Annotated in this window: 29 protein-coding genes; 22 read left to right on the top strand and 7 right to left on the bottom strand. The window is 72.8% G+C overall.

The annotated features are described in order from the left end of the window. The first annotated feature begins 69 nt into the window (after positions 1-69). Both RDV89_RS03930 and RDV89_RS03925 read left to right on the top strand, forming a co-directional pair. The gene (locus RDV89_RS03930) at positions 70-903 is read left to right on the top strand and encodes a mycofactocin-coupled SDR family oxidoreductase (RefSeq protein WP_315731453.1); all 834 of its coding nucleotides are present in this window, start codon (positions 70-72) and stop codon (positions 901-903) included. Beyond that, positions 900-1739 (top strand): mycofactocin-coupled SDR family oxidoreductase, encoded by an 840-nt coding sequence (locus RDV89_RS03925; RefSeq protein WP_315731452.1) that lies wholly within the window; start codon positions 900-902, stop codon positions 1737-1739. Before RDV89_RS03930 ends, RDV89_RS03925 begins: the two co-directional genes overlap by 4 nt. Positions 1740-1795: 56 nt before the next feature. On the opposite strand, the gene RDV89_RS03920 is transcribed toward RDV89_RS03925, so the two are convergent. Together RDV89_RS03920 and RDV89_RS03915 are read right to left on the bottom strand one after the other, a co-directional pair. Beyond that, complete coding sequence (locus tag RDV89_RS03920) at positions 1796-3589, bottom strand: sigma-54-dependent Fis family transcriptional regulator (protein WP_315731451.1); 1794 nt, start codon at positions 3587-3589, stop codon at positions 1796-1798. Between the two features lie 113 nt (positions 3590-3702). After that, positions 3703-4302 (bottom strand): flavin reductase family protein, encoded by a 600-nt coding sequence (locus RDV89_RS03915; RefSeq protein WP_315731450.1) that lies wholly within the window; start codon positions 4300-4302, stop codon positions 3703-3705. Between the two features lie 166 nt (positions 4303-4468). Between RDV89_RS03915 and RDV89_RS03910 the strand changes: the two genes are divergently transcribed. The 3 genes from RDV89_RS03910 to RDV89_RS03900 all read left to right on the top strand — a co-directional run bounded on the left by RDV89_RS03910 (position 4469) and on the right by RDV89_RS03900 (position 6554). After that, the gene (locus tag RDV89_RS03910; protein WP_315731449.1) at positions 4469-5635 is read left to right on the top strand and encodes an LLM class flavin-dependent oxidoreductase; all 1167 of its coding nucleotides are present in this window, start codon (positions 4469-4471) and stop codon (positions 5633-5635) included. Next, positions 5632-5943, top strand: a complete 312-nt coding sequence (locus RDV89_RS03905) for a hypothetical protein (RefSeq protein ID WP_315731447.1) — start codon at positions 5632-5634, stop codon at positions 5941-5943. The genes RDV89_RS03910 and RDV89_RS03905 overlap by 4 nt, the downstream gene beginning before the upstream one ends. Before the next feature lie 161 nt (positions 5944-6104). Next, positions 6105-6554, top strand: a complete 450-nt coding sequence (locus tag RDV89_RS03900; RefSeq protein ID WP_315731446.1) for a limonene-1,2-epoxide hydrolase family protein — start codon at positions 6105-6107, stop codon at positions 6552-6554. A gap of 97 nt (positions 6555-6651) precedes the next feature. Here RDV89_RS03900 and RDV89_RS03895 read toward each other — a convergent pair whose 3' ends face one another. Genes RDV89_RS03895 through RDV89_RS03885 form a run of 3 tightly spaced genes read right to left on the bottom strand, consistent with a single transcriptional unit; the run spans position 6652 to position 9438 of the window. Continuing rightward, positions 6652-7122, bottom strand: a complete 471-nt coding sequence (locus RDV89_RS03895; protein ID WP_315731445.1) for a Zn-ribbon domain-containing OB-fold protein — start codon at positions 7120-7122, stop codon at positions 6652-6654. A gap of 1 nt (position 7123) precedes the next feature. Further along, positions 7124-8305: a thiolase C-terminal domain-containing protein gene (locus RDV89_RS03890; protein WP_315731444.1), complete on the bottom strand. Its 1182-nt coding sequence runs from the start codon at positions 8303-8305 to the stop codon at positions 7124-7126. Next, positions 8305-9438: a beta-ketoacyl-[acyl-carrier-protein] synthase family protein gene (locus tag RDV89_RS03885; protein ID WP_315731442.1), complete on the bottom strand. Its 1134-nt coding sequence runs from the start codon at positions 9436-9438 to the stop codon at positions 8305-8307. Before RDV89_RS03885 ends, RDV89_RS03890 begins: the two co-directional genes overlap by 1 nt. Before the next feature lie 258 nt (positions 9439-9696). Here RDV89_RS03885 and RDV89_RS03880 point away from each other — a divergent pair, with 258 nt between their 5' ends. The 13 genes from RDV89_RS03880 to RDV89_RS03820 all read left to right on the top strand — a co-directional run bounded on the left by RDV89_RS03880 (position 9697) and on the right by RDV89_RS03820 (position 21373). Beyond that, positions 9697-10881, top strand: a complete 1185-nt coding sequence (locus RDV89_RS03880) for an acyl-CoA dehydrogenase family protein (RefSeq protein WP_315731441.1) — start codon at positions 9697-9699, stop codon at positions 10879-10881. Continuing rightward, positions 10878-12026, top strand: coding sequence for an acyl-CoA dehydrogenase family protein (locus RDV89_RS03875; protein WP_315731440.1), 1149 nt, complete (start codon positions 10878-10880; stop codon positions 12024-12026). The genes RDV89_RS03880 and RDV89_RS03875 overlap by 4 nt, the downstream gene beginning before the upstream one ends. Positions 12027-12028: 2 nt before the next feature. Further along, the gene (locus RDV89_RS03870; RefSeq protein ID WP_315731439.1) at positions 12029-13210 is read left to right on the top strand and encodes an acyl-CoA dehydrogenase family protein; all 1182 of its coding nucleotides are present in this window, start codon (positions 12029-12031) and stop codon (positions 13208-13210) included. After that, on the top strand, positions 13210-13965 hold the full coding sequence (locus RDV89_RS03865; protein ID WP_315731438.1) for an SDR family NAD(P)-dependent oxidoreductase: 756 nt from the start codon (positions 13210-13212) through the stop codon (positions 13963-13965). Before RDV89_RS03870 ends, RDV89_RS03865 begins: the two co-directional genes overlap by 1 nt. Before the next feature lie 52 nt (positions 13966-14017). Then, positions 14018-14470 carry a hypothetical protein gene (locus tag RDV89_RS03860; RefSeq protein ID WP_315731437.1) on the top strand — a complete coding sequence of 151 codons (453 nt, stop codon included), beginning with the start codon at positions 14018-14020 and terminating at the stop codon, positions 14468-14470. Further along, positions 14467-14898 carry a MaoC family dehydratase gene (locus RDV89_RS03855; protein ID WP_315731436.1) on the top strand — a complete coding sequence of 144 codons (432 nt, stop codon included), beginning with the start codon at positions 14467-14469 and terminating at the stop codon, positions 14896-14898. Before RDV89_RS03860 ends, RDV89_RS03855 begins: the two co-directional genes overlap by 4 nt. Beyond that, positions 14895-15686, top strand: coding sequence for an enoyl-CoA hydratase/isomerase family protein (locus RDV89_RS03850; protein ID WP_315731435.1), 792 nt, complete (start codon positions 14895-14897; stop codon positions 15684-15686). The genes RDV89_RS03855 and RDV89_RS03850 overlap by 4 nt, the downstream gene beginning before the upstream one ends. 7 nt (positions 15687-15693) lie before the next feature. Beyond that, positions 15694-16536: a PaaI family thioesterase gene (locus tag RDV89_RS03845; protein WP_315731433.1), complete on the top strand. Its 843-nt coding sequence runs from the start codon at positions 15694-15696 to the stop codon at positions 16534-16536. A 28-nt stretch (positions 16537-16564) separates the two neighbouring features. Next, positions 16565-17020, top strand: a complete 456-nt coding sequence (locus RDV89_RS03840; RefSeq protein WP_315731432.1) for a MaoC family dehydratase — start codon at positions 16565-16567, stop codon at positions 17018-17020. A 113-nt stretch (positions 17021-17133) separates the two neighbouring features. Then, on the top strand, positions 17134-18336 hold the full coding sequence (locus RDV89_RS03835) for an acyl-CoA dehydrogenase family protein (RefSeq protein ID WP_315731431.1): 1203 nt from the start codon (positions 17134-17136) through the stop codon (positions 18334-18336). Further along, positions 18333-19406, top strand: a complete 1074-nt coding sequence (locus RDV89_RS03830; RefSeq protein WP_315731430.1) for a phosphotransferase family protein — start codon at positions 18333-18335, stop codon at positions 19404-19406. The genes RDV89_RS03835 and RDV89_RS03830 overlap by 4 nt, the downstream gene beginning before the upstream one ends. Positions 19407-19567: 161 nt before the next feature. Then, complete coding sequence (locus RDV89_RS03825) at positions 19568-19792, top strand: hypothetical protein (RefSeq protein WP_315731429.1); 225 nt, start codon at positions 19568-19570, stop codon at positions 19790-19792. Positions 19793-19909: 117 nt separating this feature from the next. Beyond that, positions 19910-21373, top strand: a complete 1464-nt coding sequence (locus RDV89_RS03820) for an MFS transporter (RefSeq protein ID WP_315731428.1) — start codon at positions 19910-19912, stop codon at positions 21371-21373. Positions 21374-21389: 16 nt separating this feature from the next. Here the strand turns inward: RDV89_RS03820 and RDV89_RS03815 are convergent, their stop codons facing one another. Beyond that, positions 21390-21860, bottom strand: a complete 471-nt coding sequence (locus RDV89_RS03815) for a MarR family winged helix-turn-helix transcriptional regulator (protein ID WP_315731427.1) — start codon at positions 21858-21860, stop codon at positions 21390-21392. A 16-nt stretch (positions 21861-21876) separates the two neighbouring features. Continuing rightward, positions 21877-22851, bottom strand: coding sequence for a LysR family transcriptional regulator (locus tag RDV89_RS03810; protein ID WP_315731425.1), 975 nt, complete (start codon positions 22849-22851; stop codon positions 21877-21879). Between the two features lie 136 nt (positions 22852-22987). Between RDV89_RS03810 and RDV89_RS03805 the strand changes: the two genes are divergently transcribed. Genes RDV89_RS03805 through RDV89_RS03790 form a run of 4 tightly spaced genes read left to right on the top strand, consistent with a single transcriptional unit; the run spans position 22988 to position 26944 of the window. Beyond that, on the top strand, positions 22988-24145 hold the full coding sequence (locus RDV89_RS03805) for an acyl-CoA dehydrogenase family protein (protein WP_315731424.1): 1158 nt from the start codon (positions 22988-22990) through the stop codon (positions 24143-24145). Next, on the top strand, positions 24142-24963 hold the full coding sequence (locus RDV89_RS03800) for an HpcH/HpaI aldolase/citrate lyase family protein (RefSeq protein WP_315731423.1): 822 nt from the start codon (positions 24142-24144) through the stop codon (positions 24961-24963). The genes RDV89_RS03805 and RDV89_RS03800 overlap by 4 nt, the downstream gene beginning before the upstream one ends. Next, on the top strand, positions 24960-26123 hold the full coding sequence (locus RDV89_RS03795) for a CaiB/BaiF CoA transferase family protein (protein WP_315731421.1): 1164 nt from the start codon (positions 24960-24962) through the stop codon (positions 26121-26123). The genes RDV89_RS03800 and RDV89_RS03795 overlap by 4 nt, the downstream gene beginning before the upstream one ends. Then, positions 26120-26944, top strand: a complete 825-nt coding sequence (locus RDV89_RS03790; RefSeq protein ID WP_315731419.1) for an FAS1-like dehydratase domain-containing protein — start codon at positions 26120-26122, stop codon at positions 26942-26944. The genes RDV89_RS03795 and RDV89_RS03790 overlap by 4 nt, the downstream gene beginning before the upstream one ends. Positions 26945-26997 lie beyond the last annotated feature (53 nt).

Here is a 26997-nt window from a genome sequence, read left to right as displayed (position 1 = left end):
CCTAGCGTCGCTGTCGCCCCGGCCACCGTCTGCGCCGGGGCCTAGCACTCGACGCCACGGAGGCCACTCATGGGCAAGGTAGAAGGCAAGGTCGCGCTCGTCACGGGCGCAGCGCGGGGACAGGGACGGTCGCACGCGGTGAGGCTCGCTGCGGAGGGCGCCGACGTCATTGTCGTCGACGTCCCGCGCGAGGTCACCGAGATCGCCTATCCGACCGGCACGCGGGAGGAGCTGGAGGAGACGGTGGCCCTCGTCGAGGGACAGGGCCGGCGCGCCGTGGCGATCGCCGCGGACGTCCGCGACGTCGACGATCTCGTGAGCGGTGTCGCCTCGGCGGTCGAGCAGCTCGGACGGCTGGACATCATCGCGGCCAACGCGGGCATCGCGTCCAACCCGTTCCTCTCCCACGAGATGGCGCCGTCGACGTGGAACCAGATGATCGACATCAACCTGACGGGCGTGTGGAACACGGTCCACGCCGGGGTGCCCCACGTGCTCGCCGGGGACCGCGGCGGTGCCGTGGTGCTGACCAGCTCGGCGGCGGGCCTCAAGGGCTACGCGCACATCTCGCACTACAGCGCGGCCAAGCACGGGGTCGTGGGCCTGATGCGCAGCCTGGCGAACGAGCTCGCGCCGTCCCGGGTCCGGGTCAACTCGCTGCACCCCACCCAGGTCGACACGCCGATGATCCAGAACGAGGGCACCTACCGCATCTTCAGCCCGCAGCTCGAGGCTCCGACGCGGGACGACTTCGAGCAGGCATCCCGCGCCACCAACGCCCTTCCGGTCCCGTGGGTGGACGTGGAGGACGTCAGCAACGCGTTGATGTTCCTCGTCTCGGACGAGGCGCGCTACGTCACCGGCGTGGCTCTGCCCATCGACGCCGGCACGACGATCCGATGAGCGCCGCGCTGACCGCCGCGGTGCCCGGACGCTTCGCGGGCCAGGTCGTCGTCATCTCCGGCGCCGCTCGCGGGCAGGGACGGGCCCATGCCGTGCGATTCGCCGCCGAGGGGGCCGATGTGGTGGCGTTCGACATCTGCGCACCGCTGCGCTCGCCCCTCCACCCGGCATCGACCCCGGAGGACCTCGCGGAGACCGCGCGACTCGTCGAGGCGCAGGGGCGTCGTTGTCTGACCGCGCAGGTGGACGCGCGGGACCTGCAGGGTCTGGCGGCGCTCGCCGCGCGGGCCGAGGCCGAGCTCGGCCGGCTCGACACCCTCATCGTCAACCACGGCATCTGGGCGATCGCGAAGAACTCGTGGGAGCTGGAGGAGGACGACTGGGACGAGGGCATCGACGTGATGCTCGGGGGCGCGTGGAAGGTGACGAAGGCCTTCATCCCGTCGATGATCCGTGCCGGCAACGGCGGTTCGGTCATCCTGACCTCCTCGGCGATGGGACAGAAGGCCCAGCCGGCCGCCGTCGCCTACACGGCCGCGAAGCACGGCGTGCTCGGACTCATGCGCACGCTGGCCTGGGAGCTCGGCGACCACGGGATCCGTGCCAACGCGATCATGCCCGGCACCATCGCGAGCCGCATGACGCAGGAGGGCGGCACGGTGGAGCAGTCCGCCGAGTGGTGGCCGCGCTTCTTCAGCACCGACCGGTCGCTGCTGCAGGCAGGCTGGATGGAGCCCGACGTCATCGCCGCGGCGGCATCGTTCCTGGCCTCGTCCGACGCGGCGTTCCTCACCGGAGTGGCGCTGCCGGTCGACGCCGGGTGGTCGACCTTCTGATCGACGCAACCGGGGGCGGGTCGCAGACCCGCCCCCGGCTGTTCGTCTCGTCTGCGTCAGAAGGTCTGGCCGTCGAGGTCCACGCCGAGCGCGCGGACCTTCCGGTAGAGCGTCGATCGGGCGATGCCGAGCAGGTCGGCGGCGGCGCGCTTGTTGCCACCGGCGGACGCGAGGGCCTCCAGCACCGCCTGGGCCTCGATGCGCTCCAGGCCGGTGAGCTGCCGACGAGCCGCCCGCGCGCGCAGTCGCGACGGAAGGTGCTCCGGCGTCACCCGCGTCTGCTCCGGGCCCGACACGACCTGTCGCACGAGGGACTCGAGACCACGGATGTTCCCGGGCCACGCGCTCCGCGCCACCACCTGGGTCGCGGCTGCCGTCCACCGTTGCCGACGGAGGCCGCCGACCTGGCGCCACGTGAGGTCCTCCAGCAGCGGCGCGACGTCCTCGGGGCGCTCGGCCAGTGACGGCACCCGCACGGTCCGACGGGCCCAGTCGAGGGCGGTGCCCGCCGGAGCGGGGTCCAGCTCGTGGTCCGTGCAGGTCCCGACGACCGCGATCCCCGCGTCCGCGACGCGTCGCAGTCCCCGGGCGAGCGCCGGGGCATCGCGCCCGGGGACCTGGTCGAGGTGCTGGACCACGACCCCGCGTGCCCCGGCGGCGATAGCGCGGTCGATGCTGACCAGCACATCGGCGGGAGCGGCGGCGACGTCGACCGTCGCCACCACGACCGGATCGTCGTCCCCGCCCGTGCGCGCCGCCAGCCAGGCGCGAGCGACCGCGTGCTTGCCCACGCCCGGCTCACCCGTGAGCACGGTGGGCTCGTCGCCGGCCGCGGCCAGCGAGCGTCGCATCGTCGCCCAGGCGTCACTGCGACCGGTCACCCCGGGCAGCTCGACGGGGGGAGCGGTCGATGCGAGGGTCGCGGCGCGACGTCGGGTGTCGCCGTCCGGACGCAACCGGACGAGGGCGCCCACCACCCGTCCCGCGTCGTGGACGGGCTCGGCGGTCGCGGCAACGAGGTCGCCGTTCGCCAGCGTGAGCCGGACGGAGCCGAAGCCCGCGCGGCTGGACACGGCCTCCGACACGGACTCCCAGAGCACGGTGTGGTCCGGGGGGGCCAGCATGCGCGCCGCCGTGGCGTTGCTGACGATGGTGCGTTCGTCGAGGCACACGAGTCCGAGTCGGGTGTCGTGGTTGGCCTGCTGGTAGGCCCCCAGCAGCGCCTGCTCGGTGCGGCTCATCCGCTGCGTCAGGTTGGCCTCGACCTGGAGCGCGAGGTCGGAGACCCAGGCGAGCAGCAGGGGGGACGTGTGCTCGAACCGGCAGGTGAGGTTGAGGGTCGCGACGATCCGCCGGGTCGAGGGGTGTCGCACCGGGACGCCGGCGCAGGTCAGCTCGAGCGACTCCTCGAAGAAGTGCTCGGGTCCGGCGACCAGCGCGCTGGTGCCTGTCTCGAGCACGAGGGCGCCGCTGTTCGTGCCGATGCTCGCCTCGGCGAACGAGAAGCCGGGGAGGACGTCGTGGGCGTCGAGTCTCCGCTGGAACCCGCTGTCCTCGACGTAGCGCACGAGGATTCGGCCGCGGTGGTCCGTCAGGGTCAGGCTCGCCGAGATGTCCGCGAGGTGGTGTCGCCGCCTCTCGAGCACGTCGCTCATGGCGGCGATCAGCTGCTCGCCCGTGGTCTCGTCCGTGAATGCGGGCCGTGATCCCGACGGGTCCAGGCCGTAGGCCATGGAACGTCGCCACGATGCCACGATCTCGGGCCGGACGCCCTCCAGGCGGGTGACGGATCCGCCGGAGCCGAGGAACTCCTCGCGCCGTCGTCGGATCGTCGAGACGTCGAGCTGCATCGGCGGGACCTCCTCGTCACCGTGGGTCGGCAGCGCAGCGCTGTGACCGCAGTCACGATGATGAGGCAGTGCTGACAGGGTGTCAAGACGGTCGGGCGTGCTGGTCGGAAGGGTCAGTGCGCGACGGACGATTCGTCGAGCACGTGCCAGGTGCGGTGGTGGTAGACGAGGGGCCGGGCCGTGCCGGCCGCGGTCGAGGAGGCGAGCAGCGCCTCGGCCACCACGACCGTTGCCCCCGGGACCTCGACGACCCGCACGGGGCGCACCCGCAGCCAGCGCCGTACGTCGTGGAAGTGCGGTTCCCCGGTGGGCAACCGCGACCACGTCGACCCGTCCGCGTAGCGGTCGACGCCGCTGGTGGCGCAGAGCTGGGCCACGCCGATGTCGTCCTCGTCGAGGAGGTGCACGACGAGCGTCCGCGCGTGCAGGAGGCCCGGCGCGGCCGACGAGCTCGTCGAGACGGAGAAGGCGAGGAGCGGAGGGTCCACGGAGACGGACGCGACGGAGGTCGCGGTCATGGCGACCGGGCCGTCGCCGGGGTCGGCGGTGAGCACGGCGACGCCGGCCGGCTGGTGGCGGAACATCGTGGCGAAGTCGGCGATGTCGATCTGCGCGGGCTCCGGCGCGGCTGGCCGCCACGAGGGGGCGTGGTCGTCGATGAAATCGGTCGGCTGGAGCGGGGGGATCACGGGCGGTGCGGTCGCAGGGGTCATGGTTCGGCTCCGGGCGCTCGGCGTGGTCGGGTGGTCGTCTCCATCACAGCAAAGTGGGGACGTCTCGCCTGTCGCGGAATGAGACAGGTCACACCGCCGGATGTGCCTAGCGTCGCTCGGGTCAACCGGCGAGCACTCGCCGCACCCCCCGACGGAGGTCATCACCATGGAGCAGATCCCCCTGGAGTTCGGAGCGTTCCTCGCTCCGTGGCACAAGGTCGACACCGACACCAACCTGGCGATCCAGCAGGACCTGGAGCTCGTCGAAGCCATGGACCGGCTCGGCTTCTCCGAGTTCTGGATGGGCGAGCACCACTCGGGGGGTGTCGAGATCGTCGCCGACCCGCTCATCTTCCTGGCCGCGGCGGCCCAGCGCACCTCGCGCATCAAACTCGGCACCGGGGTGCTGTCGCTGCCGTACCACAACCCGTTCCTCCTGGCGGACCGGCTGGTCCTGCTCGACCACATCAGCCGCGGCCGGCTCATGTTCGGCGCGGGCCCGGGCCAGCTGGTCGACGACTCCCGGTCCATCGGCATCGACCCGCTGGAGAACCGTCGGAAGATGGAGCAGGCGTTCGACGTCGTGCAGCGCCTCCTGGCCGGCGAGACGGTCACCGAGAGGACCGACTGGTACGACCTCGACGCGGCCTACCTGCAGATCGCGCCGTACTCCGAGATCCACAGCGCGGTCACCGCCACGGTGTCGCCGACCGGGCCGAAGCTGGCGGGCAGGTACGGCGCCGGGCTCCTCTCGCTCGCCGCGACCGACCCGGCCGGCGCCGAGATGCTGAAGACGCACTGGGGCATCGTCGAGGAGATCGCCGCCGAGAACGGCAAGCAGGTGGACCGCCGCAACTGGCGCCTGACCTGTCCCATGCACATCGCCGAGACCGAGGAGCAGGCGAGGAAGAACGCTCGCCACGGGCTGCTCTACTTGATGAACTACCTGGCGCACATCAGCCCGGGCATGCAGCAGGTCGACGATGTCGACGTGCTCATCGACGGCATCAACTCCACCGGCTTCGGGGTGATCGGCACCCCGGAGATGGCGGTGGCGCAGATCGAGCGCATGCAGGAGAAGTCCGGCGGGTTCGGCAAGCTCCTCGTGCTGCACGGGGAGTGGGCGAACTTCGAGAACAGCCTGCGCAGCTTCCAGCTCATCGCCGAGAAGGTGATGCCCGTCTTCAACGGCTCGCGTGAGCGGCGCCAGCGGGGCTACGACCAGACGATCACGTCCGACGGTGCCGGCGCCAAGGCCACGAGCGCCGGCCAGGCGGAGGCGCAGGCCCGCTTCGAGGCGGAGCGAGCCGCCGCGCGGGGTGCGTCCGCGTGATCGTGCGCGCCACTCGCGACGGGCTCGTGCTCGCCGAGGCCGAGGAGTTCGGCGCCCTGAAGGTGGTCACCGACGGCTCCGCCGAGGCTCGCGACGAGCTCGGACGTCTGTGCGTGCCCGACGGTGACGGCCACGTGCGCATCGCGGGGGACCGGCTGGTGGCGCTCGCCGAGCGGGAGGGCGCCCGAGACGGAGCCTGGCACGGCAAGCTCGACGCCATGCTCGCCACGGCTCGTACCTACGGCTGGGTGGACGACGCCGGAGGGGTCCGGATGCACGTCGAGGAGGGCGCGGCCGCCGAGCGCTGACGGCGGTGCCGGCGACGGACAGCGGGTGTGTGGGGAAGGCCCCGCGCACCCGCTGTCGCGTTCGTGGCCGGGTGGGGTGGTGCGATGTCCCGTTGTGGCACATCCGAGGTGACACAGGTCACTTAGCGTCGTCGCGACCGATCACTACGAAGGAGAACTCGATGACCGTCGATATCGTCGCGCCGGGCTGGCACCTGGCCGGGAGCCCCGTCGCACAGCCCCACGGAGCGGACGAGGAGCTCGTCTGGCGCTTCATGCAGGAGCTGACCACGAACGACGCGGAGAAGCTGGGGACATGGTTCTCCGACGACGCGATGTACCAGAACATGCCGTTGCCGCCGGCTCACGGCCGCGAGGCCGTGACCGGCATGCTGGCGGGCCTCTTCACGGTGATGCGCATCGAGAAGGTCGAGACGTTCCACATCTGCTCGCGCGACGGCCTCGTGCTGACCGAGCGCGAGGATCTCCTCACCGCGATCCCCACCGGCAAGTCGGTGGCGCTGCCGATCCTCGGCGTCGTGAGCGTCCGGGACGGCCTGATCACGGGGTGGCGGGACTACTTCGACCTGCGCGCGTTCGAGGAAGCCGTCGAGATGTCGCTGCGCGGCTGACGGTGTGACCCCCTGACGACGGCCGAGGGCCGGCACGGAGATCCGTGCCGGCCCTCGGTCTGTCTGTCCTGATCTCTGTCCGTCGTCGGATCTGCTCTCAGTCGACGGGCTCGAAGTGGGCGATGTCGAGGATCTGTCCGGTGCGCTCCTGCGACCAGACCGCCCGCACGCGCGTGCCGAACGGGAGCGCGGCGCGCACGTCGCCGGTCTCGGAGAACTCGGCCCCCACGACCCAGTGCATGAGCAGCGTCGAGGCGCCGTCGAGTCGGATGCCGCCGATGGCGTACGGCGGGGTGGGACCGCCACGGAAGCCGTGCCAGGCGACCGTGAACACCTCGAGGACACCTTCCGACGGCAGCTCGCGCCAGGCGGTGACCGGCTCGAAGCAGGACTCGCAGTAGGCCTGCGGGGGGACGAAGACCCGCGCGCACGAGCCGCACTCGTTGGCGAGGATGCGCTGCTCCCGCAGCCCGTCCATGAAGCGGCTCCACGTCTCGCCGAGGTGGATGTCGTAGTGGAGGTCCCAGTGCACGGGCTGGGTGGCGGGGGTGGTGATGTCGCTGGTCACGTCAGTTGCTCCTGGTGAGGGTCTCGAAGACGGCGAGGTTCTCGAACTGGAAGAAGGATCCGCCGGTGCCGTGGGCGAGGGTGCGGCGGGCGCCGGGGACCTGGATGTCCGGCGGCGCGTCCCCCATGACCTGCAGGGCGGCGTAGGCGTACGGCGCGAGCTCTCCCGACACGCCGCCGTTGGTGCACTTCGGCCCGCCCGACATGTTCACGGGGAGCTTCCCCCCGATGTCGGTGACGCCGCTGCGGATGAGGTCGACCCCCCCGCCGGGTGCGGCGAACCCGAGGGCCTCGAGCTGCATGGGCTGCATGTGGGCGTACGGCGCGAACACCTCGACGGCGTCGAAGTCGTCGAGCGGGTCGCGCACGTCCGCCCGGGCGTAGACGCGGCGTGCGAGGTTGGCGAGGTTCTGCATCTCCGAGAAGTCGCCCTTGCCGCCGCCCAGGTAGGGGTCGGCCGACATACCGATCGCCTTGATGAGCGCGGGGCTCGTCGAGTGGGCGTCGGCGTCCGCGGCGTCTCCGACGACCATCGCGATCGCGGCCGTGGACACGGGACAGACCATCGGCTGCGTCAGCGGCGAGGCCAGTGGACGGCCGGCCAGCACCTCCTCCGGGGTCACGGTGTAACGGAGGTGAGCGTACGGGTTGCGCGAGGCCTTCTCGTGATCGGCCACGACGACGGCGGCGAGGTCCTCGGGCGTCAGTCCGAAGCGCGCCTGGTAGGCGCTCGCTGCGAAGGCGCCCATGTGGTAGGCGCCCATGCCGAGCGGCTGCTCGATGATCATCGGGGAGTTGGTGTTGATCGCGCTCTGGAGATCGACCGACCCGAAGAAGGTGGGGCCGCCGAGGCAGAGCACGCGACGGTGGGTGCCGGCGCGCACCATCCGGGCTGCGACCTGCATCAGGTTGCCGCCGGTGGTGCCGCCGGTGTTGATGACGACGAGCGGGACCGTGTCGCCGATCCCGAGGGCCCGAGTGATGTTCTTGCCGTCCAGGACGGTGCCCTCGAACCCATCGATGTTGCCGGTCACGATGGCATCGATGGTGTCCGGTGAGATCCCGGCGTGCTCGATGGCCCGTTCGGTGGCCAGCCGGCAGAGCTCGGGAGTCGAGCTCGTCTGCTTGCGGGGGGAGGTCGCCTCGGTGATGCCGACGCCGACCACTGCTGCGCGATAGGGCATCAGGCTGCCTCCACCACGAGCACGGACACGTCCTGGGAGACGAGTCCGGTGATGCTGTCCACCGAGTGGCTCAGGCCACGCGCGCCGACGGCGGCGCCGTCGAGCTGGTCGAGCACCTCGAGCAGGCGGAGCGCGCCGTTCGCCAGGCCCGGGAAGTTGCTGAGCACGCCTCCGGACGCGTTCACGACGGCGTCGGCGCATCCGAGTGCGTCGACGTACGCCGCGTGGAGGGCGGGGGTGGGTGCGCTCAGCTCCGCGACGACCGCGCCGTCGCCGGGGCCAGCGAGGGCGAGGGCGTCCGCAGCAGCTCGCCGCGTCGGTGCGGCGGGGTCGCTGATCCAGTCCCCGGCCCATGTGTAGCGCCCCGTGGCGTGTCCGAGGCCGGTGATCCGGGCGTCGCGACCGAGGCAGCGGCCGGCCCGTGCCGGTGAGGCCAGGACGATCGCGACCGCGCCGGTGGACTCGGCCGGGAGCATGAGCTCGTGCAGTGGCCAGGAGACCGGCGCCGACGCCAGGACGTCGGCGGCCGTGGCGGGTGCGCCGCGCACCGCCCGCGCACGGCCGCTGCCCCGCGAGATCTCCGCGGCGGCCAGGCGGGCGAGGGACTCGGCGTCCGCCTCCGTCGTCGCGACGTGGTGCGCCGCCTGCAGGGCGTAGGTCGCCGTCGCGGTCATCCCCACCGGGCGGTCGACGTGGGGCTCGAATGCCAGGTTGGAGATCTGCTGCAGGAACGCCTGGCGGTCCCGCGTCGTACCCGTGGTCTCGGGGTTGTGGACACCGACCGCCACCGCGACCTCGACGTCGCCCGAGGCGACCGCCTCGGCGGCGGCGATCACGGCGAGGCCGGCATCGCCCTCGATCCGGAAGGCGTCGCGGAGGTAGCCGCCGGCGGCGGCGTTGGTGAGGCCGCTGGAGATGCTGCGTGCGTCGAGCACGTCCATGGATGCGGTGACCGACAGGCCGAGATCCTGCTGCCGGAGCCCGGCCTCGCGTAGGGCCTGGTGGACGGCCGCGAACACGAGCTCGTCGGGCATCGCGTCGTGCTCGGGCAGGAAGGCCGTCGCCGCGGCGCCGACGATGTGGACGGGCGCGACGGGGCGCCGCGCCGGTGGATTTCCGATGGGTGCGTGCATCACACTTCCTCGTTCCGGTCGCCCGAGCCGGACCGAGCCCGGCGAGCGCCCTGGTGGGTCCGGCGCGGCGGTGGTGCCGTCGCGCGGGCACGGGTCTCGATCGTCGACGCTAGGTCGCGACGGGATGCGGTGGGTGTCGCAGTCTGCGTCACCCTCGCGGTGCGGAGTCGGCGCCGGGCCGGGGCGGGCAGGCCCGGTCGGCGAGGTGACGCAGAGTGCGACACCCGACCCGGTCCGGGCGGTGGGAGTGTCGTCCGCATGACCGATCTCGTCGCCGACCTCGCCGAGCGGGTGGACCGTCTGCTCGCGGAGCACCCGCCACAGGAGACCGACCGCTGGGACTTCCTGCGGGCCCGGTACGACGCGGGCCTGGCCTGGGTCCACTACCCCGAGGGCCTCGGCGGACTGGGCCGGGAGAGCGCCCACCAGCAGGCTGTGGACGCGCGCCTCGCGGCCGCGGGCGCCCCCGACAACCGCCCGGCCGGCAACGTCATCGGTCTGGGCATGGCCGCGCCCGTCATCCGGACCTACGCCACGGCGGAGCAGCAGCAGTCGTGGCTGCGTCCGCTGTGGACGGGCGAGGAGATCTGGTGCCAGCTCTTCTCGGAGCCGGGTGCCGGCTCCGATCTCGCCGCTGCGGGTGCCAGCGCACGCCGCGACGGGGACGCGTGGGTCGTGAACGGCCAGAAGGTCTGGACGTCCCTCGCCCACGACGCGCGCTGGGCGCTGCTGCTGGTCCGCACCGACCCGACGCTCCCCAAGCACGCGGGCCTCAGCTTCTTCGTGCTCGACATGCTGACCGCGGGGGTCGACGTCCGACCGCTGCGGCAGATGACCGGAGAGGCCGAGTTCAACGAGGTCTACCTGGACGACGTCCGGGTCCCGGACGCGAACCGTCTCGGTGAGGTCGGCGAGGGGTGGCGCGTCACCCAGGCGACCTTGATGAACGAGCGGGTCGCCATCGGCGGCGGCGTCGGCGATCGCGAGTCCGGCGCGATCGCCGACGTCGCTCGACGGTGGCGCAGTGAGCCGTCGGCCCGACGCCCGGAGCTGCACGACGAGCTGCTCCGCCGCTGGATCGACGCCGAGTCCCTGCGGCTCGCGAGCGCCCGGTTCGCGCAGAAGGCCGAGGCGGGGACGCCCGGCCCGGACGGCTCGGGACTCAAGCTCGCCTTCGCGACCCTCGCACAGGAGACCTCGTCGCTGTCGGTGGCCCTCGACGGCGCCGAAGGACTGCGGTACGACGACTGGTCGCTGCGCCGGCCCGACTTCAGCAACCCCGAGCAGCGCGTCAGCGGGTTCGACTACCTGCGGACGCGAGCGAACTCGATCGAGGGCGGCACCTCGGAGGTGCTGCGCTCGATCATCAGCGAACGCGTCCTGGGGCTGCCGGCCGAGCCGCGCGTCGACAAGGACATCCCCTGGAAGGACCTCGCGAAGTGACCAGCCCGTTCCCCTCGCTCCTCTACTCCGACCTCGAGGACGACCTCCGCGCGACCGTCCGCGATCTGCTGAAGGACCGCTGCGACGTCGACGCCGTGCTGCGGCGTACCGATGGCGCTGAGGCGTTCGGGGACGAGGCCCGTGCCGTGTGGACGGCGCTGGTCGGCGACCTCGGTCTCGCGGGGCTCGCAGTGCCGGAAGAGCGCGGCGGGGCCGGCGCGTCGTGGCGCGAGGTCGCCGTCGTGCTCGAGGAGCTGGGCCGATCGGTCGCCGACGTCCCGTTCTTCTCGAGCGCGGTGCTCGCGACGTCCTTGCTGACCCGGCTCGACGCGGACGAGCCCCTCGCCTCCCTGGTCGCCGGGGACGCGGTGGCCGCCGTGGTCGCTCCCTTCGGGGGGCCGTTGTCGGCGTCCGGCACGGTGCGGCTCACCGACGCGGGACTGACAGGCACGGTGCCGCTCGTCGCCGGGGCTGCCGAGGCCGACTGGCTCGTCGTCCCCCTCACCGACGCGGTCGTGCTGGTGCGCTCCGAGGACGCGACCATCACGGCGGTCCCCAGCCTGGACATGACCCGTCGTCTCAGCGACGTGACGTTCGACGCCGCGGCGGCCGAGGTGCTGGCGCGGGGGCCGGAGGTCGGGGATCACCTGCGCCGTACCGCCGATCTCGCCGCAGCACTGCTGGCATCCGAGCAGCTCGCCGTCGCGGAGCGGGTGCTGGAGATGACGGTCGACTACGTGCAGCAGCGCCGCCAGTTCGGGCGGGCGATCGGGTCCTACCAGGCGGTCAAGCACCGGCTGGCCGACCTGTGGACCGACGTCATGCGCGCCCGGGCCGTCGCGCGCTACGCGGCCGCCTGCGCGGCAGCGGCCACGTCCGAGGACGACGCGGACCTCCCTGTGGCGGCCGCAGTCGCCCAGGCGGTCTGCGGCGAGGTCGCCCAGCGCGCGGCCGAGGAGTGCGTCCAGCTCCACGGTGGGATCGGGTTCACCTGGGAGCACCCGGCCCACCTATACCTCAAGCGCGCCATGGCGGACGCCGCCGCCCTGGGCAGCACCGCGTGGCATCGCCACCGCGTCGCCCGGCTCGTCGACCTTCCCGCGCCGAGCCCCCTCGACGCGACCGTCTCCACCTCCGAGGAGTGAGCATGTCCCCGACCAACGAACCGACCCTGACGCTGCGGCCCAGTGACGAGGAGCGCGTGCTGCGCTCGACGGTCCGTGAGATCGCCGGTCGCTTCGGCCACGAGTACTACCAGCGGTGCTCCCGCGAGGGCGCACCCATGCAGGAGCTGTGGGACCTGCTGGGGTCCGCCGGGTTCCTGGGGATCAGCATCCCCGAGGAGTACGGCGGTGGCGGTGCCGGCCTGACCGAGCTCGCGATCGTGCTCGAGGAGCTCTCGGCCGCCGGCTGCCCGGAGCTCGCGATGGTGCTCTCCCAGGGCATCGCCGGATCGGTCTTCCCCCTGCACGGCACCCCCGAGCAGAAGCGCCGCTACCTCCCGGGCATCGCCGACGGCTCCGAGAAGTTCGTCTTCGCCCTCACCGAGCCGGACGCCGGGTCCAACTCCCACAAGGTGACGACGACCGCACGACGCGAGGGCGACGAGTGGGTCGTGCGCGGCACCAAGTACTACATCTCGGGTGTCGACCACTGCGACCACTTCCTGCTCGTCGCACGCACCGGCACCGACGAGTTGACCGGGCGCGGGGAGCTCACCCTGTTCATCGTGGACGACCCCGAGGTCCAGGGGCTGCAGCGCCAGCTGATCCCGACCGCGCTCCAGGCTCCCGAGCGCCAGTTCACCCTCTTCTTCGACGACGTCCGCCTTCCCGCGGACGCCGTGGTCGGGGAGGTCGGCCGCGGCCTGCGACCGCTCTTCGACGGGCTGAACCCCGAGCGGGTCCTGAGCGCGGTCATCTGCACCGGCATCGCCCGCTACGCGCTCGACAAGGCGGTCGACTACGCCCGCTCGCGCCAGGTCTGGGGCGTGCCGATCGGGTCACACCAGGGTGTCCAGCACCCGCTGGCCGAAGCGGCGATCGAGCTCGAGGCCGCGCGGGGCATGGTCTGGCGAGCGGCGGCCCTCTTCGACGCGGGGCTCCCCGCCGGCGACGAGTCCAACATGGCGAAGTTCCTGGCCTCCCGCGCCGGGCACAAGGCGCTCGACACGGCCATTCAGACGCATGGAGGCAACGGCCTCGCCGACGAGTACGGGCTGGCGGACCTGTGGTCCATCGTCCGGCTGCAGCAGGTCGCGCCCGTCTCCACGCAGATGGTTCTCAACCACGTCGGACAGCACGTCCTCGGCCTTCCCCGGTCCTACTGATGGGCACGCTGGAGGGGCGCACCGTCGTCGTGACGGGCGGCAACAGCGGGCTGGGCCTGGGGATGGCCGAGGGTCTGGGTCGGGCCGGCGCCTCCGTCGTGCTGTGGGCCCGCACGCCGTCGCGCAACGACGAGGCGGTCGCCCGCCTCGTCGAGGCGGGAGTGGACGCCAGCGCCGTCGCCTGTGACACCGGCGACGAGAGCAGCGTGGAGGAGGCGATGCGGGAGACGCTGTCGCGGCACAGACGTGTCGACAGCCTCTTCGCGAACGCCGGCATCGCCGCGGCGTCGCCCTTCGTCGACACCGATCTGGACGAGTGGCACCGCGTGCTGCGCACCAACCTGGACGGGACCTTCCTCTGCACCCGCGCGGCGGCGCGGCACTTCGTCGAGCGCGGCGACGGCGGATCCCTCGTGGTGGTGTCGTCGATGATCGCGCGGTACGGCGGCGCCGGACAGGCGGCGTACACGACCAGCAAGACCGGTCTCCTCGGTCTGGGGCGCACCCTCGCGGTCGAGCTCGCTCGCCACCAGGTGCGCGTCAACACGCTCGTCCCGGGGTGGACGGCCACGGCGATGAACACCCATCTGCAGGTGGACGAGCGGTTCATGGCGGCGACGACGCGTCGCACCCCGGCTCGTCGCTGGGCGCAGCCGGAGGAGTTCCACGAGGTGGCGGTCTTCCTGGCGGACCCCACGCTCACCTTCCACACGGGCAACGAGGTTGTCGTCGACGGCGGCTACTCGGTCTTCTGATCGTTCACTACCCCATCCAGCGCGCGGCACGTGCCGCGCTGACGGGAGCTCCATGACCATCCCCATCGAGGCGATGCGCGACGAGATCGGCGGCCGCCGGCTGCCCGGCGGCACCATCACCGTCGAGCCGCACGAGGCGTTCATCGCCGACCGTGCTCTGCGGTCGACCGTCGAGGACCCCGCCGACGCCCACCCGACCTGGTTCGTGATCGCGTCCCTCCGGTGCCTCGGCATCACGGTCGAGGAGCTGTGTGCCCTCGCCCACCAGGGACCGGACGACACGCTGCTGTTCGGCCGCTGCCGCATCGACCAGCGGGAGCCTCTCCGCGTCGGCGGCACCTACGAGGCGGCCGCGACCATCCGCGAGGTCGCGACGCGGTCGATGCGCGACGGCACCCGCCTCGACAGTGTCGAGGTGGAGGTCGTCCTGCACGGCGGCACGGAGAGCCGTGTCGAGGCGGGCTCCGTCACGAGCGTCTACCTGTTCAAGCGAGGCGACCGATGAGCCGGCCGGGCGTGCCCGCCGTCGGCGACCGCGTCGTTGACGCGGTCGTGCGCGGCGTGCGCGACGACGACATCCAGGCGATGGCGCTCGTGCTGCGCGATCCGAACCCGATCCACTTCGACCTGGCCGCCGTGGCCCGCGCCGGTCTCGGTGACCGTGCGGTCAACCAGGGTGGCTCGACGATGGCCTACGTGGCGGACCACGTGGTCGCGTGGGCCGGGGGGCGTCGGGCTCTGCGCAGCATCGACTGCTCCTTCCGTGGCAGCGTCTCCGCCGGCGACGACGTCGAGGTCGGCGCCGTCGTGACCTCCGTCGAGCAGGTGGCGGACGGCGCCGAGGTGGAGCTCGAGGTCTGGGCCGACGTGGTCGGTGGCCGCCGCGCGATCGCCGGCGTCGCGCGGGTCGTGCTCGCGGGGGAGAGCGCGTGACGCGGGGCGAGGGCGCGGCGGACGGTCGGCTGGACGTGCGCCTCGACGGTCACGTCGCCGTGGTGACGCTCGACCGTCCGGAGAAGCGCAACGCGCTCACGCTGCCGATGGTGGCGGCGCTCCGGGAGGTGACCGCGCGACTGCAGGCGGAGTCCGCGGTGCGCGTCGTCGTCCTGACCGGCGCCGGCGACAAGGCGTTCTGCGCCGGTGGGGACCTGCGGACGATGATCCCGGTCGCCCTCGACGCCGGCCGCGACACGCTCAACCCCGATCCGACCGAACGCTTCCTGTCGGGGATCACCAAGCCGGTGGTGGCTGCTGTCCGCGGTGCCTGCTTCGGCGCGGGGCTCGAGCTGCTCCTCGGCACGGACCTCCGGGTCGCCGGCAGCGACGCTCGGTTCGGTCTGCCCGAGGCGGCGCTGGGGATGATCCCCGGCGACGGGACGCACATCCGGCTGCCCCAGCAGGTCCCCATGGCCGTCGCGAAGTCGATGCTGCTGCGTGGCGAGGTGCTCGATGCGCAGCGGGCGGTCGAGGTCGGGCTCGTCAACGAGGTCGCCGCACCCGAGGACGTGCTCGACGTGGCGATGAGCATCGCCGCGGAGCTCGCCGCGAAGGGGCCGATCGCTCTCCAGACGTCCAAGGAGATCGTCACCCGCACGACCGAGTCCGCCGCCGACTTCGCCCTCGAGCATGCCCTGAACGGCCGGGTGCTGTCGTCGCAGGACGCACGCGAGGGCGTCGCAGCGTTCCTGGAGAAGCGCGACCCCCAGTTCCGGGGGCACTGACGTGACCGTGACGCACCCGCCCGGCACCGCACGGGCCCGAGCCCAGACGCTGGACCGCTTCCTCGAGGTGGCGCGCGGTGGGTCGGCGGAAGCTGCCTTCCGTGTCGCGTCGCTCGGCCGGGCCCGCCCCGACGAGCTGACGGGATCGATGCCCGCGACGGCGCTCCGCACGGGTGCGGACGGATGGCCGGCCGTGGGCGGCCTCGGAGTGCTCGTCGACGACGTCCTCGGATTCGCGATCATCGCAGCGCATCCGGCACTGGCCTGGTCGGTCAGTGCGGAGATCTCCATCGACGTCCTGGGCCCGCTGCCGCGGGAGGGTGAGCTGCACGTCACCGCCCGTGCCTCGCAGAGCAGCCGCGGTCGGGGGTTCGCGTCCTGCGAGGTGCGCAGCGACAGCGGAGCTCTCGTCGCGATGGGCCGGCAGCACGGCCGGTACGTCGCGGGACCAGCCGAGCGTCCGACGACGCACGTCGATGCCCGTGCCGGTTCCCGTGACGCCGTGCAGCTGTCCGAGACCCTGGGCCTCGACGAGATTCCGCACGGCGGGTCCTTCGCCCTCCGCCTCCACGATCCCCGCCGGTGGGCCAACGCCCTGGGCAACGTCCACGGCGGCGCGTCGCTGGCGGCGTCGGAAGCCACCGCCACCCACGCCGCTGCGCCGGGCAACCGCGCCCTCCGCACGACGTCGGTGGCGATCTCCTACCTCCGCCCGGCCCCGGTCGATGCCGCGCTGACCTTCCGGGCGCAGCCGATCCACCGCGGCCGGAGCGTCGAGGTGCTCGAGGTGGTCGGTTCGTCCGGTGGCCGCGTCTGCACCCACGCCCGGGTCACGCGGCAGTCGGCCTGACCAATCGCTCCATGGAAGTGAGTCGAACGTGAAGATCTTGAACGGAACGGACGCCATCCTGGCGTCCGTCGGAGCCTCGCTCGGCACGAGCGCCTGGGTGCCGGTCACCCAGGACCGCGTCGACCTGTTCGCCGAGGCGACCGGCGACCACCAGTGGATCCACGTCGATCCGGAGCGCGCCGCGAATGGCCCGTTCGGCGGGACCATCGCCCACGGCTACCTCACCGTGTCCGTCATCCCCGTCTTCCTCGCCGACCTGTACCGCCTCGAGGGCGTCTCGTCGGTGTTGAACTACGGCCTCGAGCGGGTGCGGTTCCCCGCGCCGCTGCCGGTCGGCTCGCGGGTGCGCGGCACGGTAGTGCTCGCGGAGGCGGTGCAGGCGAAGGGCGGCGTCCTGATGTCGATGGACGTGACGGTCGAGTGCGAGGGGGCAGCTCGGCCCGTGTGCGTCGCACGGGTACTCCACCTCGCCGTGCCGGAGTGAGTCGCCGGGCGGCCCACAGCCGTCCGTCCGCGTCCCGCGCCGCGGGAGTCCAAGAACAAGGTTGCCGAGAACGAGACCGCCGAGCCCTGAGCTCGGGCGGGAGAGGTGGAGATATGGGGACGCTGGCCGAGGACCTGACCGCGCGGACGCGGGCGTTCGTGGCGGAGCACGTGCTGGGGGTCGACGACGAGTTCGACGGTGACGTGAACGCTGCGGGTGGTGAGGCGTTGCGGGTGCGGTTGCAGGAGTCGGCGCGGGCGGCGGGTGTGTTCGCGCCGCAGGTGGCGCGGGAGTTCGGTGGTCACGGGCTCGGGATGGTGGATCGGTCGGGTCCGTTGGAGGAGGCCGGCTACTCGTTGTTCGGGCCGATCGCGACGAACGTCGGCGCGCCGGACGAGGGCAACATCCACATGCTCGAGGCGATCGCCTCGGCGGACCAGCGGACGCGGTTCCTGGAGCCGTTGGCGCGGGGTCTGGTGCGCTCGGCGTTCGCGATGACGGAGCCGGCGCCGGGTGCGGGGGCGGATCCGTCGGCGTTGCGCACCCGTGCGGTGCGGGGTGACGGCGGGTGGGTGATCACCGGTGAGAAGCGGTTCATCACGGGTGCGGAGGGGGCCGGTTTCTTCATCGTGATGGCCCGCACGAGCGGTGAGCCCGGCGGTGCGGGTGCGGGTGGGGCGGGCGGGGCGACGATGTTCCTGGTGCCGGCGGACACGCCGGGGCTGCGGGTCGGTCGGCACCTGCCGACGGTGGACCGGGCGATGCTGGGTGGGCACTGCGAGGTGCACCTGGAGGGGGTCGTGGTCGGTGAGGACGCGGTGTTGGGCGAGGTGGACCTGGGGTTCCGTTATGCGCAGGTGCGGCTCGGGCCGGCGCGGATGACGCACGTGATGCGGTGGACGGGTGCGGCGCGGCGGGCGCACGAGACCGCGGTGGCGTACGTCGCGGGCCGCGAGGCGTTCGGGGGTCGGATCTCGGACCTGGGCCTGGCCCAGCAGCACATCGCGGACAACGAGATCGACCTGGCTGCGACGCGGGCGTTGTTGCGCACGGCGTGCGAGGAGCTGGACGCGGGTGGTCGGGCGTCGGAGTCGACGTCGATCGCGAAGACGTTCGCGGCGGAGGCGTTGGACCGGGTGGTGGACCGCTCGCAGCAGCTGTGCGGTGGGCTCGGGGTGACGGCGGACCTGCCGGTGGCGAAGATCGCGCGGGAGCTGCGGCCGTTCCGGATCTACGACGGGCCCTCGGAGGTGCACCGCTGGTCGATCGCGAAGCGCGCGGTCAAGCGGATCACTTCCCAGGCCGGTCCGGCATGACGGGGCCGGCTGGGGGGCTCGGGCCCGCCGAGCTGGCGCGCGTGGCCGAGTGGCTGGGCAGTGAGGCCGGCGGGGGCGTCGCGATCGAGGGCGAGCTGACGGCGCGGTTGATCGCGGGCGGCAAGTCGAACCTGACCTTCGCCCTCGGTGACCAGAGCGGAGAGCGGCGGTGGGTGTTGCGTCGTCCGCCGCTGGGGGGCTACACGCCGTCGGCGCACGACGTGGGACGTGAGTTCCGCGTGACCCGCGCCCTGGAGGGGGCGGGTGTCGCCGTACCGCCCACGGTGGCGTCGTGCACCGACGAGTCGGTGCTGGGGGCGCCGTTCACGGTGGTGGAGTTCGTCGAGGGGGTGGCGGTGGCCCGGCGGAGTGACCTGGAGGGGATCGACCGCAGTGCGCTGGACGCGGTGGTCGAGGGGTTGGTGGAGGCGTTGGCGCGGTTGCACGACGTGGACCACGTGGCGGTCGGGTTGGAGGGGTTCGGTCGCCCGGATGGGTACGCCGCCCGCCAGCTGCGTCGTTGGTCGGGGCAGTGGGAGCACCTCAAGCAGCACCACGAGCCGACGGTCGATGCGCTCGCGACGCGGGTCGCGGACCGGCTCGGCGCGGGCCTGCCGGTGCAGGAGCGCACGAGCGTCGTGCACGGCGACTACCGCATCGACAACACCCTCCTCGCGTACGACGGGGCCCACGATGGAACGGGAGCTCCGACCGGTTCGGTCGCGGCGATCGTGGACTGGGAGCTCTCGACGATCGGGGACCCGGTGGCGGACGTGGCGCTGATGGCGATCTACCGCGACCCGGCGCTGGACCTGATCCTGGGTTTCGATGCGGCGTGGACCTCGCAGCGGCTGCCGGACGCGGCGGGGCTGGCTGCGGCGTACGAGCGCACCGGTGGTGCGTTGCCGCACTGGGAGACGCACCTCGGGCTGGCGGCGTACAAGCTCGCGGTGATCGCCGCGGGGATCGACCACCGCTACCGCTCCGGCGGCACCGTGGGCGACGGGTTCGACACCGCCGGCCAGGCCGTGGCCCCGCTCCTCGAGCGGGCCCTGCGCCAACTCGGCTGATAATTACGACTGGTGGACCTTCGTATCCCGATCCGGCTCACTGAGCGTCCTTTCGGTGAACTGCGCACTCGGCTCGGCGACTTGTCGCCGTGCTGTCAACGGGGAGCGGTCGCTGGGTGCTTCTTCGGACGCCGCGCCTCCAGTCCGCGATCGGGCGGGCCGTGGGCCTCGACCTGGGGAAGGCGGACCGCCGGATCCTGCGGGAGCTGGGTTCGCGACGTACGGCGCGGCAGGGCCAGTTCGCCGAACTGCTCAGGGCGCATGGTGGAAACGATCGTCGCGTCCTGTCGCCGGAAGACGTTGCGGTGTCCACCGCACTGGTGGTCTGGTTCTCCGCCGACGCGACCGGTTCGCCGATCCCCTCGGCGGAGTCCAGGTACCGCTGACTCGCATGGCTAGAGAAGTGCCTGGGGTGGCCGTTCCGGTGCGCTCTCAGCGGGTGCTGAAATGCCTGTGACCGGAATTGCATCGCACAAGTGGTTGCCAAATGACACTATGTCGGAGTGCCTGATGCTGCGACGCCCTCCGCTCCGACCGCCTCGACGATCGGTGTGCTCGCGTTGTGCGGGGGCGGCATCGCCGTCTCGCTGAGCCAGACGATGGTGATCCCGGTGCAGTCCGCGCTGCCGCGGCTCCTCTCGACCTCGCCGGCCGACGCGGCCTGGGTCATCACGGTGACGCTGCTCTGCGGCGCCGTGGCGATGCCCGTCGCCGGACGCCTCGCCGACCTGTGGGGCAAGTGGCCCGTGCTCGTCGGCTGCCTCGGGCTGCTCGCGGTCGGCTCCGTGGTCTGTGGTGTCGCGGAGACGCTCGCCCCGATGCTCGTCGGGCGCGGCCTGCAGGGCGCGGCGATGGGCTTCATCCCCGTCGGCATCGCGCTGCTGCGGGAGGTGAGCGCGCCCGGAGCCGGGGCGACCGCGGTGGCGGCGATGAGCGCGTCGCTCGGGGTGGGGAGCGCCATCGGCCTGCCGCTCGGTGCCTGGATCGTCGACACCGGGCAGTGGCACGGGCTCTTCTGGGTGACCGCGGCGATCGCCGCGGTGGCCGTCGTCGTGGTGGCCCTCGTGGTGCCCCGGGTCCCGCCCCGTGCAGTCGGGCGGCTGGACCTCTCCGGTGCCCTCCTGCTGGCCGTCGGTCTCGTCGTGTTCCTGCTCGGTGTCACCCGCGCGGCGAGCTGGGGCTGGCTCAGCCTCCGCACCGGCGTCGTCGTGGCGGTCGGCGTCGCGCTGCTCGTCCTCTGGGGGCTGCACCAGCTGCACCGCCTCGACCCGCTGATCGACCTCCGGGCGTCCGCGCGGCGGCCGGTGGCCCTGGCCAACGTCGCCGCGGTCGTCATCGGGTTCGGGCTCCTGACCCAGGCGATCGTGATGCCGCAGCTGCTCCAGGTGCCGGAGTCGGCGGGGCACGGTCTGGGCACGTCGATGCTGGCGGCCGGGCTGTGGATGGCGCCGGGCGGTCTGACCATGCTCGTCGTCGCGCCACTCTCGAGCGCGCTCATCACGCGCGTCGGTCCCCGTGACGCGCTGGTCGCGGGCGCTCTGGTGCTCGCTGCGGGCTACGGCCTCGTGCTGCTCCTCGCCGACCACGCCTGGCAGGTCGCCCTCGCCTCCTGCGTGACGTCGGCGGGTGTCGCCGTCGCGTACGCCGCGATGCCCACCCTGATCATGGACGCCGTCACCGAGGACCGCACGGCCTCGGCCGTCGGGTTCAACGCCCTCATGCGCTGCATCGGTACGACGAGTGCCGCGGCCGTCATGGGCACGATCCTGGCGAGCTGGACCACGGCGGGCCCGGCCGGCTCCGCGGTGCCGACCGCGGCGGCGTTCACCACCTGCTTCGCCATCGGCGGTGCGGCCGCCCTGCTGGCCGCCGGCGTCGCCGCGTGCGCGCCGGGTCGGAAGGCCGCGACCCCGGCCACGTCCGCAGCCCCGGCCGTCCGACAGGTCCCGGCGGCCCAGCGCGCCTGAGTGCCCGGCCCGCCCCTCAGGCGGTGGGCGGGTCGGCCGCGCGCGCCCGCGCCGTGGCGCGGTCGAGGGCGTCGTTGAAGTCGCCGAGCAGGACGAGCATCGCGTCGAGGCGCTCCGCCCCCATCTCGGCCATCGCGTCGCCCCAGACGCGGGCGCGCAGGCGGCGGTCGTGGGTGAGGGCGGCGAGCCCGTCCGTGGTGGGTTCCACGAGCCGCGCGCCGTCGTCGGCGAGCACGCGGTGGGCGAGTCCCTGGCGGACGAGTGCGGTCATCTGACGGCTCACGGTCGAGAGCTCGACCTCCATCTGCTCGGCGAGCGACGTGAGGGTGCGCGGGCCGTGGTCGTCGAGGTGCAGCAGCAGCCGGAAGGCCGACTCCTCGAGGAGCGACTCGGGGAACACGACCCGCCGGCGGCGTACGCGCGTCCACTCCCGGCCGAGCGTCTCCGACCGCGCCAGCTGCTCGTCGCTCTCCGCCTGCTCCGTCATCGCACCGGACCCTAGGTCATGGGGACGAGGTCGCGCGCGGGGCGCTCGCGGTCCGCCGGCCTTCGTCGGCGCGGCGGGAGCCGGGCCAGCGGCCCGTGGTCACGAGCTCGTCGACCGCTCGACGCGTCTCACGGGCCACGGCGGCGACGGCGCGCGACATGCGGAGGTCTCGCTGGTGGCCGAGCACGACCGTGCGGGAGATCTCGGGCTCCACCAGCGGGGTGCCGCTGAAGCGACCCGCCTCGATGTCGCGGGCCACCCCGGCGGCGGGCAGGACCGTCCAGCCGCGCCCGGCGTGGACCAGCTCCTTCTGCAGCGGCATGGAGTTGGTCTCCACCGCGATCCGCGGCGTCGCGCCGGTCGCCGTGACGGCGTCGTCGACCAGGGACCGCAGGCCGTGGCCGCGGACGGGGAGCACCACGGGGTAGCGCCAGAGGTCGGCCCAGGGCAGCGGCTGCTCCGCGGCGAGGCCGGCTGCGGCCGGGGCGACCGCCCAGAGCGACTCGTGGAGGAGCGGCACGACGGCGACCGAGCCCGTCGCGGTGACGTTGTAGGTGAGCGACAGGTCGACCTCGCCGGTGTCGAGCCACTGCTGGAGGTGGCCGGAGTAGGCGGACAGGAGGCGGAGCTCGACGTGGGGCAGGTGCTCCTCGACCGCGCGGGCGAGCGGGCCGGCGAGCATCTCGGTGGTGCTCTCGAGCAGGCCGAGCGTGACGGTCCCGTGCACCTCCTCGGTGTCCGGCCGGATCTCGGCGCGGGCCCGTTCGAGCTCCTGCAGGGCGCGGCGCGCCCGCTCCACGAACCGCTCGCCGGCCGGGGTGGTGCGCATGCCCTGGCGGGTGCGCTCGAACAGCGCGGTGCCGAGCTCGGCCTCGAGAGTCTGGACGTGGCGGGTCACCGACGGTTGCACGACGTGGAGCAGGCGGGCGGCCCGGGTGACGCTGCCGACCTCGCTGACGGTGACGACGGCGACGAGCTGCTTGAGGTCCACCGGATCTCCCTCGGACGTGCGGACGGGTGGGGCATGCGGACGAGATATCGGGCCATCGAGAATTACTATTACAGCACGGGCTGGATTCCGATCGACGATGGACGGTGCATCATCGTCCGCCTGAGGAGGCATCCCCTTGCACGAGCTCTCCGCCGAGGAGTCGGCCATCGTCCGCCTGGTCCGGGAGTGGGTCGACCGCGAGGTCAAGCCGGTCGTCAACGAGCTGGAGCACGCGAACACCTATCCCGAGGAGCTCATCGACCAGATGAAGCAGATCGGGATCTTCGGCCTGGCGATCGGCGAGCCCTGGAACGACGCCGGTGTCTCCGCCGCCTGCTACGCCGCGGTCACCGAGGAGCTCGCCCGGGGCTGGATGAGCCTCGCGGGGGCGATGGGCGGCCACAGCGTCGTCGCCAAGCTCATCCAGGCCTACGGCAGCGACGAGCAGAAGGACCGCTACCTGCCGCGGATGGCCACCGGTGAGATCCGGGCGACCATGGCCCTGACGGAGCCGGGCGGGGGCTCGGACCTGCAGGCGATGCGCACGGTCGCGCGGCGCCAGGGCGACGAGTACGTGATCAACGGCTCCAAGACCTGGATCACCAACGCGCGTCGCTCGCAGCTCGTGGCGCTCCTGTGCCGGACGGACCCCGACGCCCAGCCGGTGCACCGCGGCGTCAGCATCCTGCTCGTCGAGAAGGGACCGGGCTTCGAGGTCTCCCGCGACCTGCCCAAGCTCGGCTACAAGGGGGTCGAGAGCTGCGAGCTCTCGTTCTCCGACTTCCGCGTGCCGACGTCGACGCTGCTCGGCGAGACCGAGGGCAAGGGCTTCGCGCAGATGATGCGGGGCCTCGAGATCGGCCGCATCCAGGTCGCCTCCCGGGCGCTCGGCGTCGGCGCCGCGGCGCTGGAGGACGCCCTGCGCTACGCCCAGGAGCGGGAGAGCTTCGGCCAGCCGATCTGGAAGCACCAGTCGATCGGCAACTACCTCGCCGACATGGCGACCCAGCTCACCGCCGCCCGCCAGCTCGTGCAGTTCGCCGCCCGCCGCTACGACTCGGGTGAGCGCGCCGACATGGAGGCCGGCATGGCGAAGGTCTTCGCCTCCGAGACCGCGATGAAGATCGCGCTCGACGCGGTGCGCATCCACGGCGGCTACGGCTACTCGACCGAGTTCGACGTGGAGCGCTACTTCCGGGACGCGCCGCTCATGATCGTCGGCGAGGGCACCAACGAGATTCAGCGCAACGTGATCGTCAAGGAGCTCGTCAAGCGGAACCCGGCGCGCTCGTGAGGACCGCCGTCACCGCCCGCTCCTGGCTCTTCACGCCCGGTGACCGCGAGCGCCTCTTCGACAAGGCGTCCGCCTCGAACGCCGACGCGGTCGTGCTCGACCTCGAGGACGCCGTCGCGCCCCACGCCAAGGCCACGGCGCGGGCCGACGTCTGCGACTGGTTGCGTGTCGGTGGCCGCGCCTGGGTGCGCATCAACGCGGCCGACACGACGTGGTTCGACGAGGACCTCATCGCGCTCACGGACGCCCCCGGCCTGGCCGGCGTGATGCTCGCGAAGGCCGAGGACCCCGACGCCGTCCACGAGATCACGCGACAGATCCGTCGGGACGTCGACGTGGTCGCCCTGGTGGAGACGGCCCGCGGCGTACGGCGCGCGGAGGAGCTGGCGGCCGTGCAGAGCACCACCCGGCTCGCGTTCGGTGCCCTGGACCTCGCCGCCGACCTCGGCGTGGACCCCGACGAGGACGACGCGCTGCTGCTGGCGCGCAGCACCCTGGTGCTCGCCTCCCGGGTCGCGGGCCTGCCCGCTCCCGTCGACGGCGTCACCCGGGCCACCACGGACGCGGCCGCCATCGTGCGGGACGCCCGTCGCTCGCGCTCGCTCGGGTTCGGGGCGAAGCTCTGCATCCACCCGGCCCAGGTCGACCTCGTCAACGCCGGATTCGCGCCGACGGAGGCAGAGGTCGAATGGGCCCGCGAGGTGCTGGAGACGGCCGGCGCCGGCGGGGTCGGCACGGATGCCCGCGGCCAGATGATCGACAAGCCCGTCGTCGACCGCGCCCGCGGGATCGTGCAGGCGGCGGGGGAGGACCGATGACCGGGACGCTGCCCCTCGAGGGGCTGACCGTGCTCTCGCTCGAGCAGGCCGTGGCGGCACCCTTCGCCACCCGGCAGCTCGCCGACCTCGGTGCTCGCGTGATCAAGGTCGAGCGCCCCGGGGCGGGAGACTTCGCCCGCGGCTACGACCGCACGGTGCACGGCGAGTCGTCGTACTTCGTGTGGCTCAACCGCGGCAAGGAGTCCGTCGAGCTCGACATCAAGGACCCCGCCGACCGCGCCGTGCTCGACCGGGTCGTCGAGCGCGCCGACGTCCTCGTGCAGAACCTCCTGCCCGGGGCGGTGGACCGGCTCGGCCTCGACGCCGCGACCCTCCGCGCGCGGCAGCCCGACCTGGTGCACTGCTCGATCTCGGGCTACGGGTCGTCGGGTCCGTACCGCACGAAGAAGGCCTACGACCTGCTCGTGCAGTGCGAGACCGGCGTCCTCGCGACGACCGGCACGCCGGCGGACCCGAGCAAGGTGGGCTTCTCCGTCGCGGACATCGCGACGGGCATGTACGCCTACTCCGGCATCCTCGCCGCCCTGGTGCAGCGCGGGATCACGGGCCAGGGGGCGACCCTGGAGGTCGCGATGATCGACGCGCTCGGCGAGTGGATGGCCCAGCCGCTGAACCACTCGGTCTACGGCGGGGGCGAGCCGCGACGTACGGGGGCGCGGCACGCGTCGATCTCGCCGTACGGTCCCTTCCTCGCCGGCGACGGCAGCCGCGTGTTCCTCGGCGTGCAGAACGACCGCGAGTGGGCAGCGCTGTGCCGGGAGCTGCTCGGCGACGCCGCGCTGGTCGAGGACCCACGGTTCGTGCACAACCCCGAGCGGGTGGCCAACGACGCGCTGCTGGCCCCGATCATCGAGGCGGCGCTCGCCGGGCTCACCGCCGACGAGGTGGTGGCGCGGCTCGACGAGATCGGGATCGCGTGCGCGCGGCTGCGCTCGCCGGCTGAGCTCGCCGCGCATCCCCAGCTGGAGGCGCGGGACCGCTGGCGCGACGTCAGCACGCCGGGCGGGACCATCCGCGCCCAGCTGCCGCCGGTGACGGTGCAGGGCCAGGAGCCGCGCATGGGGGCCGTGCCGCGGTTGGGAGCGCATAACGCAGCGATCCGGGCCGAGTTCGGGCCCGTCACGGAGGAGGAGCGATGACCGAGGACGTGATCGTGCGGAGCGAGCTGATCGGTCCCGGGCCGGCGGAGGCGCTGGCCGGGTTGCTCGACGTCGGGCTGCCGGACCTCGAGGCGGAGGGGCTGCCGCTGCTGTGGCACTGGCTGCACCTCCTCGAACGGCCGCGGCAGGAGGACCTTGGCGCCGACGGGCACCCCGTGCGGGGCGTCATCCCCGCCCCGCCCGAGCCGGGGCGGCGTCGCATGTGGGCGGGGGGACGGGTGCGTCGGCTGGCTCCGCTCCGTGTCGGCCGCGAGGCCGGGCGCACCACGCGGGTGCTCTCGACGACCGACAAGGAGGGTCGCTCCGGCCGGCTCACCTTCGTCGTGGTGCAGCACGTGATCAGCCAGGACGGCGTGGACGTGGTCGTCGAGGAGCAGGACGTCGTCTACCGCGACGCGGTGGCCGTCACGACGCCCCCGGACGCGGAGCCCGTGGGGGAGCACGCCCCCCTCGCCGCGGGGGACCGGGACGTGCCTGTCGACCCGACACTGCTGTTCCGGTTCTCGGCGCTCACCTACAACGGGCACCGGATCCACTACGACCGCGACTACGCGCGGGAGGTCGAGGGATATGCGGGTCTCGTCACCCACGGCCCGCTGCAGGCCGTCGTGATGGCCGAGGCCGCGCGGGCTCTCGGGGCCAGGGGCCCGCTGGAGATCGACTACCGGCTGGTCTCACCGCTGCTCGACCACCAGGGTCTCGTCGTGCGCGCCGACGAGGACGCCGACGGCTGGGTGACGCGCACCCGCGACCTCGCCGGTCGCACCACCGCGCAGGGACGGGTCGTCGCGCTCGGCTGACGCCGACCCTCCCGACGCAGTCGTGGCCCCAGTGGTACGGATTCCGTACCGCT

The sequence above is a fragment of the Nocardioides imazamoxiresistens genome, assembly GCF_032378595.1.
GTDB classification, from domain to species: domain Bacteria; phylum Actinomycetota; class Actinomycetes; order Propionibacteriales; family Nocardioidaceae; genus Nocardioides; species Nocardioides imazamoxiresistens.
The sequence above is the reverse complement of the archived record's forward strand: the minus strand, read 5'-3'. Positions and strand labels throughout refer to the sequence as shown.

Excerpts from the sequence above, each read along its gene's own strand:
- RDV89_RS03930 (WP_315731453.1), top strand. The coding sequence starts at position 70 with ATGGGCAAGGTAGAAGGCAAGGTCGCGCTCGTCACGGGCGCAGCGCGG.
- RDV89_RS03925 (WP_315731452.1), top strand. The coding sequence starts at position 900 with ATGAGCGCCGCGCTGACCGCCGCGGTGCCCGGACGCTTCGCGGGCCAG.
- RDV89_RS03920 (WP_315731451.1), bottom strand. The coding sequence starts at position 3,589 with ATGCAGCTCGACGTCTCGACGATCCGACGACGGCGCGAGGAGTTCCTC.
- RDV89_RS03915 (WP_315731450.1), bottom strand. The coding sequence starts at position 4,302 with ATGACCCCTGCGACCGCACCGCCCGTGATCCCCCCGCTCCAGCCGACC.
- RDV89_RS03910 (WP_315731449.1), top strand. The coding sequence starts at position 4,469 with ATGGAGCAGATCCCCCTGGAGTTCGGAGCGTTCCTCGCTCCGTGGCAC.
- RDV89_RS03900 (WP_315731446.1), top strand. The coding sequence starts at position 6,105 with ATGACCGTCGATATCGTCGCGCCGGGCTGGCACCTGGCCGGGAGCCCC.
- RDV89_RS03890 (WP_315731444.1), bottom strand. The coding sequence starts at position 8,305 with ATGCCCTATCGCGCAGCAGTGGTCGGCGTCGGCATCACCGAGGCGACC.
- RDV89_RS03885 (WP_315731442.1), bottom strand. The coding sequence starts at position 9,438 with ATGCACGCACCCATCGGAAATCCACCGGCGCGGCGCCCCGTCGCGCCC.
- RDV89_RS03880 (WP_315731441.1), top strand. The coding sequence starts at position 9,697 with ATGACCGATCTCGTCGCCGACCTCGCCGAGCGGGTGGACCGTCTGCTC.
- RDV89_RS03870 (WP_315731439.1), top strand. The coding sequence starts at position 12,029 with ATGTCCCCGACCAACGAACCGACCCTGACGCTGCGGCCCAGTGACGAG.
- RDV89_RS03865 (WP_315731438.1), top strand. The coding sequence starts at position 13,210 with ATGGGCACGCTGGAGGGGCGCACCGTCGTCGTGACGGGCGGCAACAGC.
- RDV89_RS03860 (WP_315731437.1), top strand. The coding sequence starts at position 14,018 with ATGACCATCCCCATCGAGGCGATGCGCGACGAGATCGGCGGCCGCCGG.
- RDV89_RS03855 (WP_315731436.1), top strand. The coding sequence starts at position 14,467 with ATGAGCCGGCCGGGCGTGCCCGCCGTCGGCGACCGCGTCGTTGACGCG.
- RDV89_RS03835 (WP_315731431.1), top strand. The coding sequence starts at position 17,134 with ATGGGGACGCTGGCCGAGGACCTGACCGCGCGGACGCGGGCGTTCGTG.
- RDV89_RS03830 (WP_315731430.1), top strand. The coding sequence starts at position 18,333 with ATGACGGGGCCGGCTGGGGGGCTCGGGCCCGCCGAGCTGGCGCGCGTG.
- RDV89_RS03815 (WP_315731427.1), bottom strand. The coding sequence starts at position 21,860 with ATGACGGAGCAGGCGGAGAGCGACGAGCAGCTGGCGCGGTCGGAGACG.
- RDV89_RS03795 (WP_315731421.1), top strand. The coding sequence starts at position 24,960 with ATGACCGGGACGCTGCCCCTCGAGGGGCTGACCGTGCTCTCGCTCGAG.
- RDV89_RS03790 (WP_315731419.1), top strand. The coding sequence starts at position 26,120 with ATGACCGAGGACGTGATCGTGCGGAGCGAGCTGATCGGTCCCGGGCCG.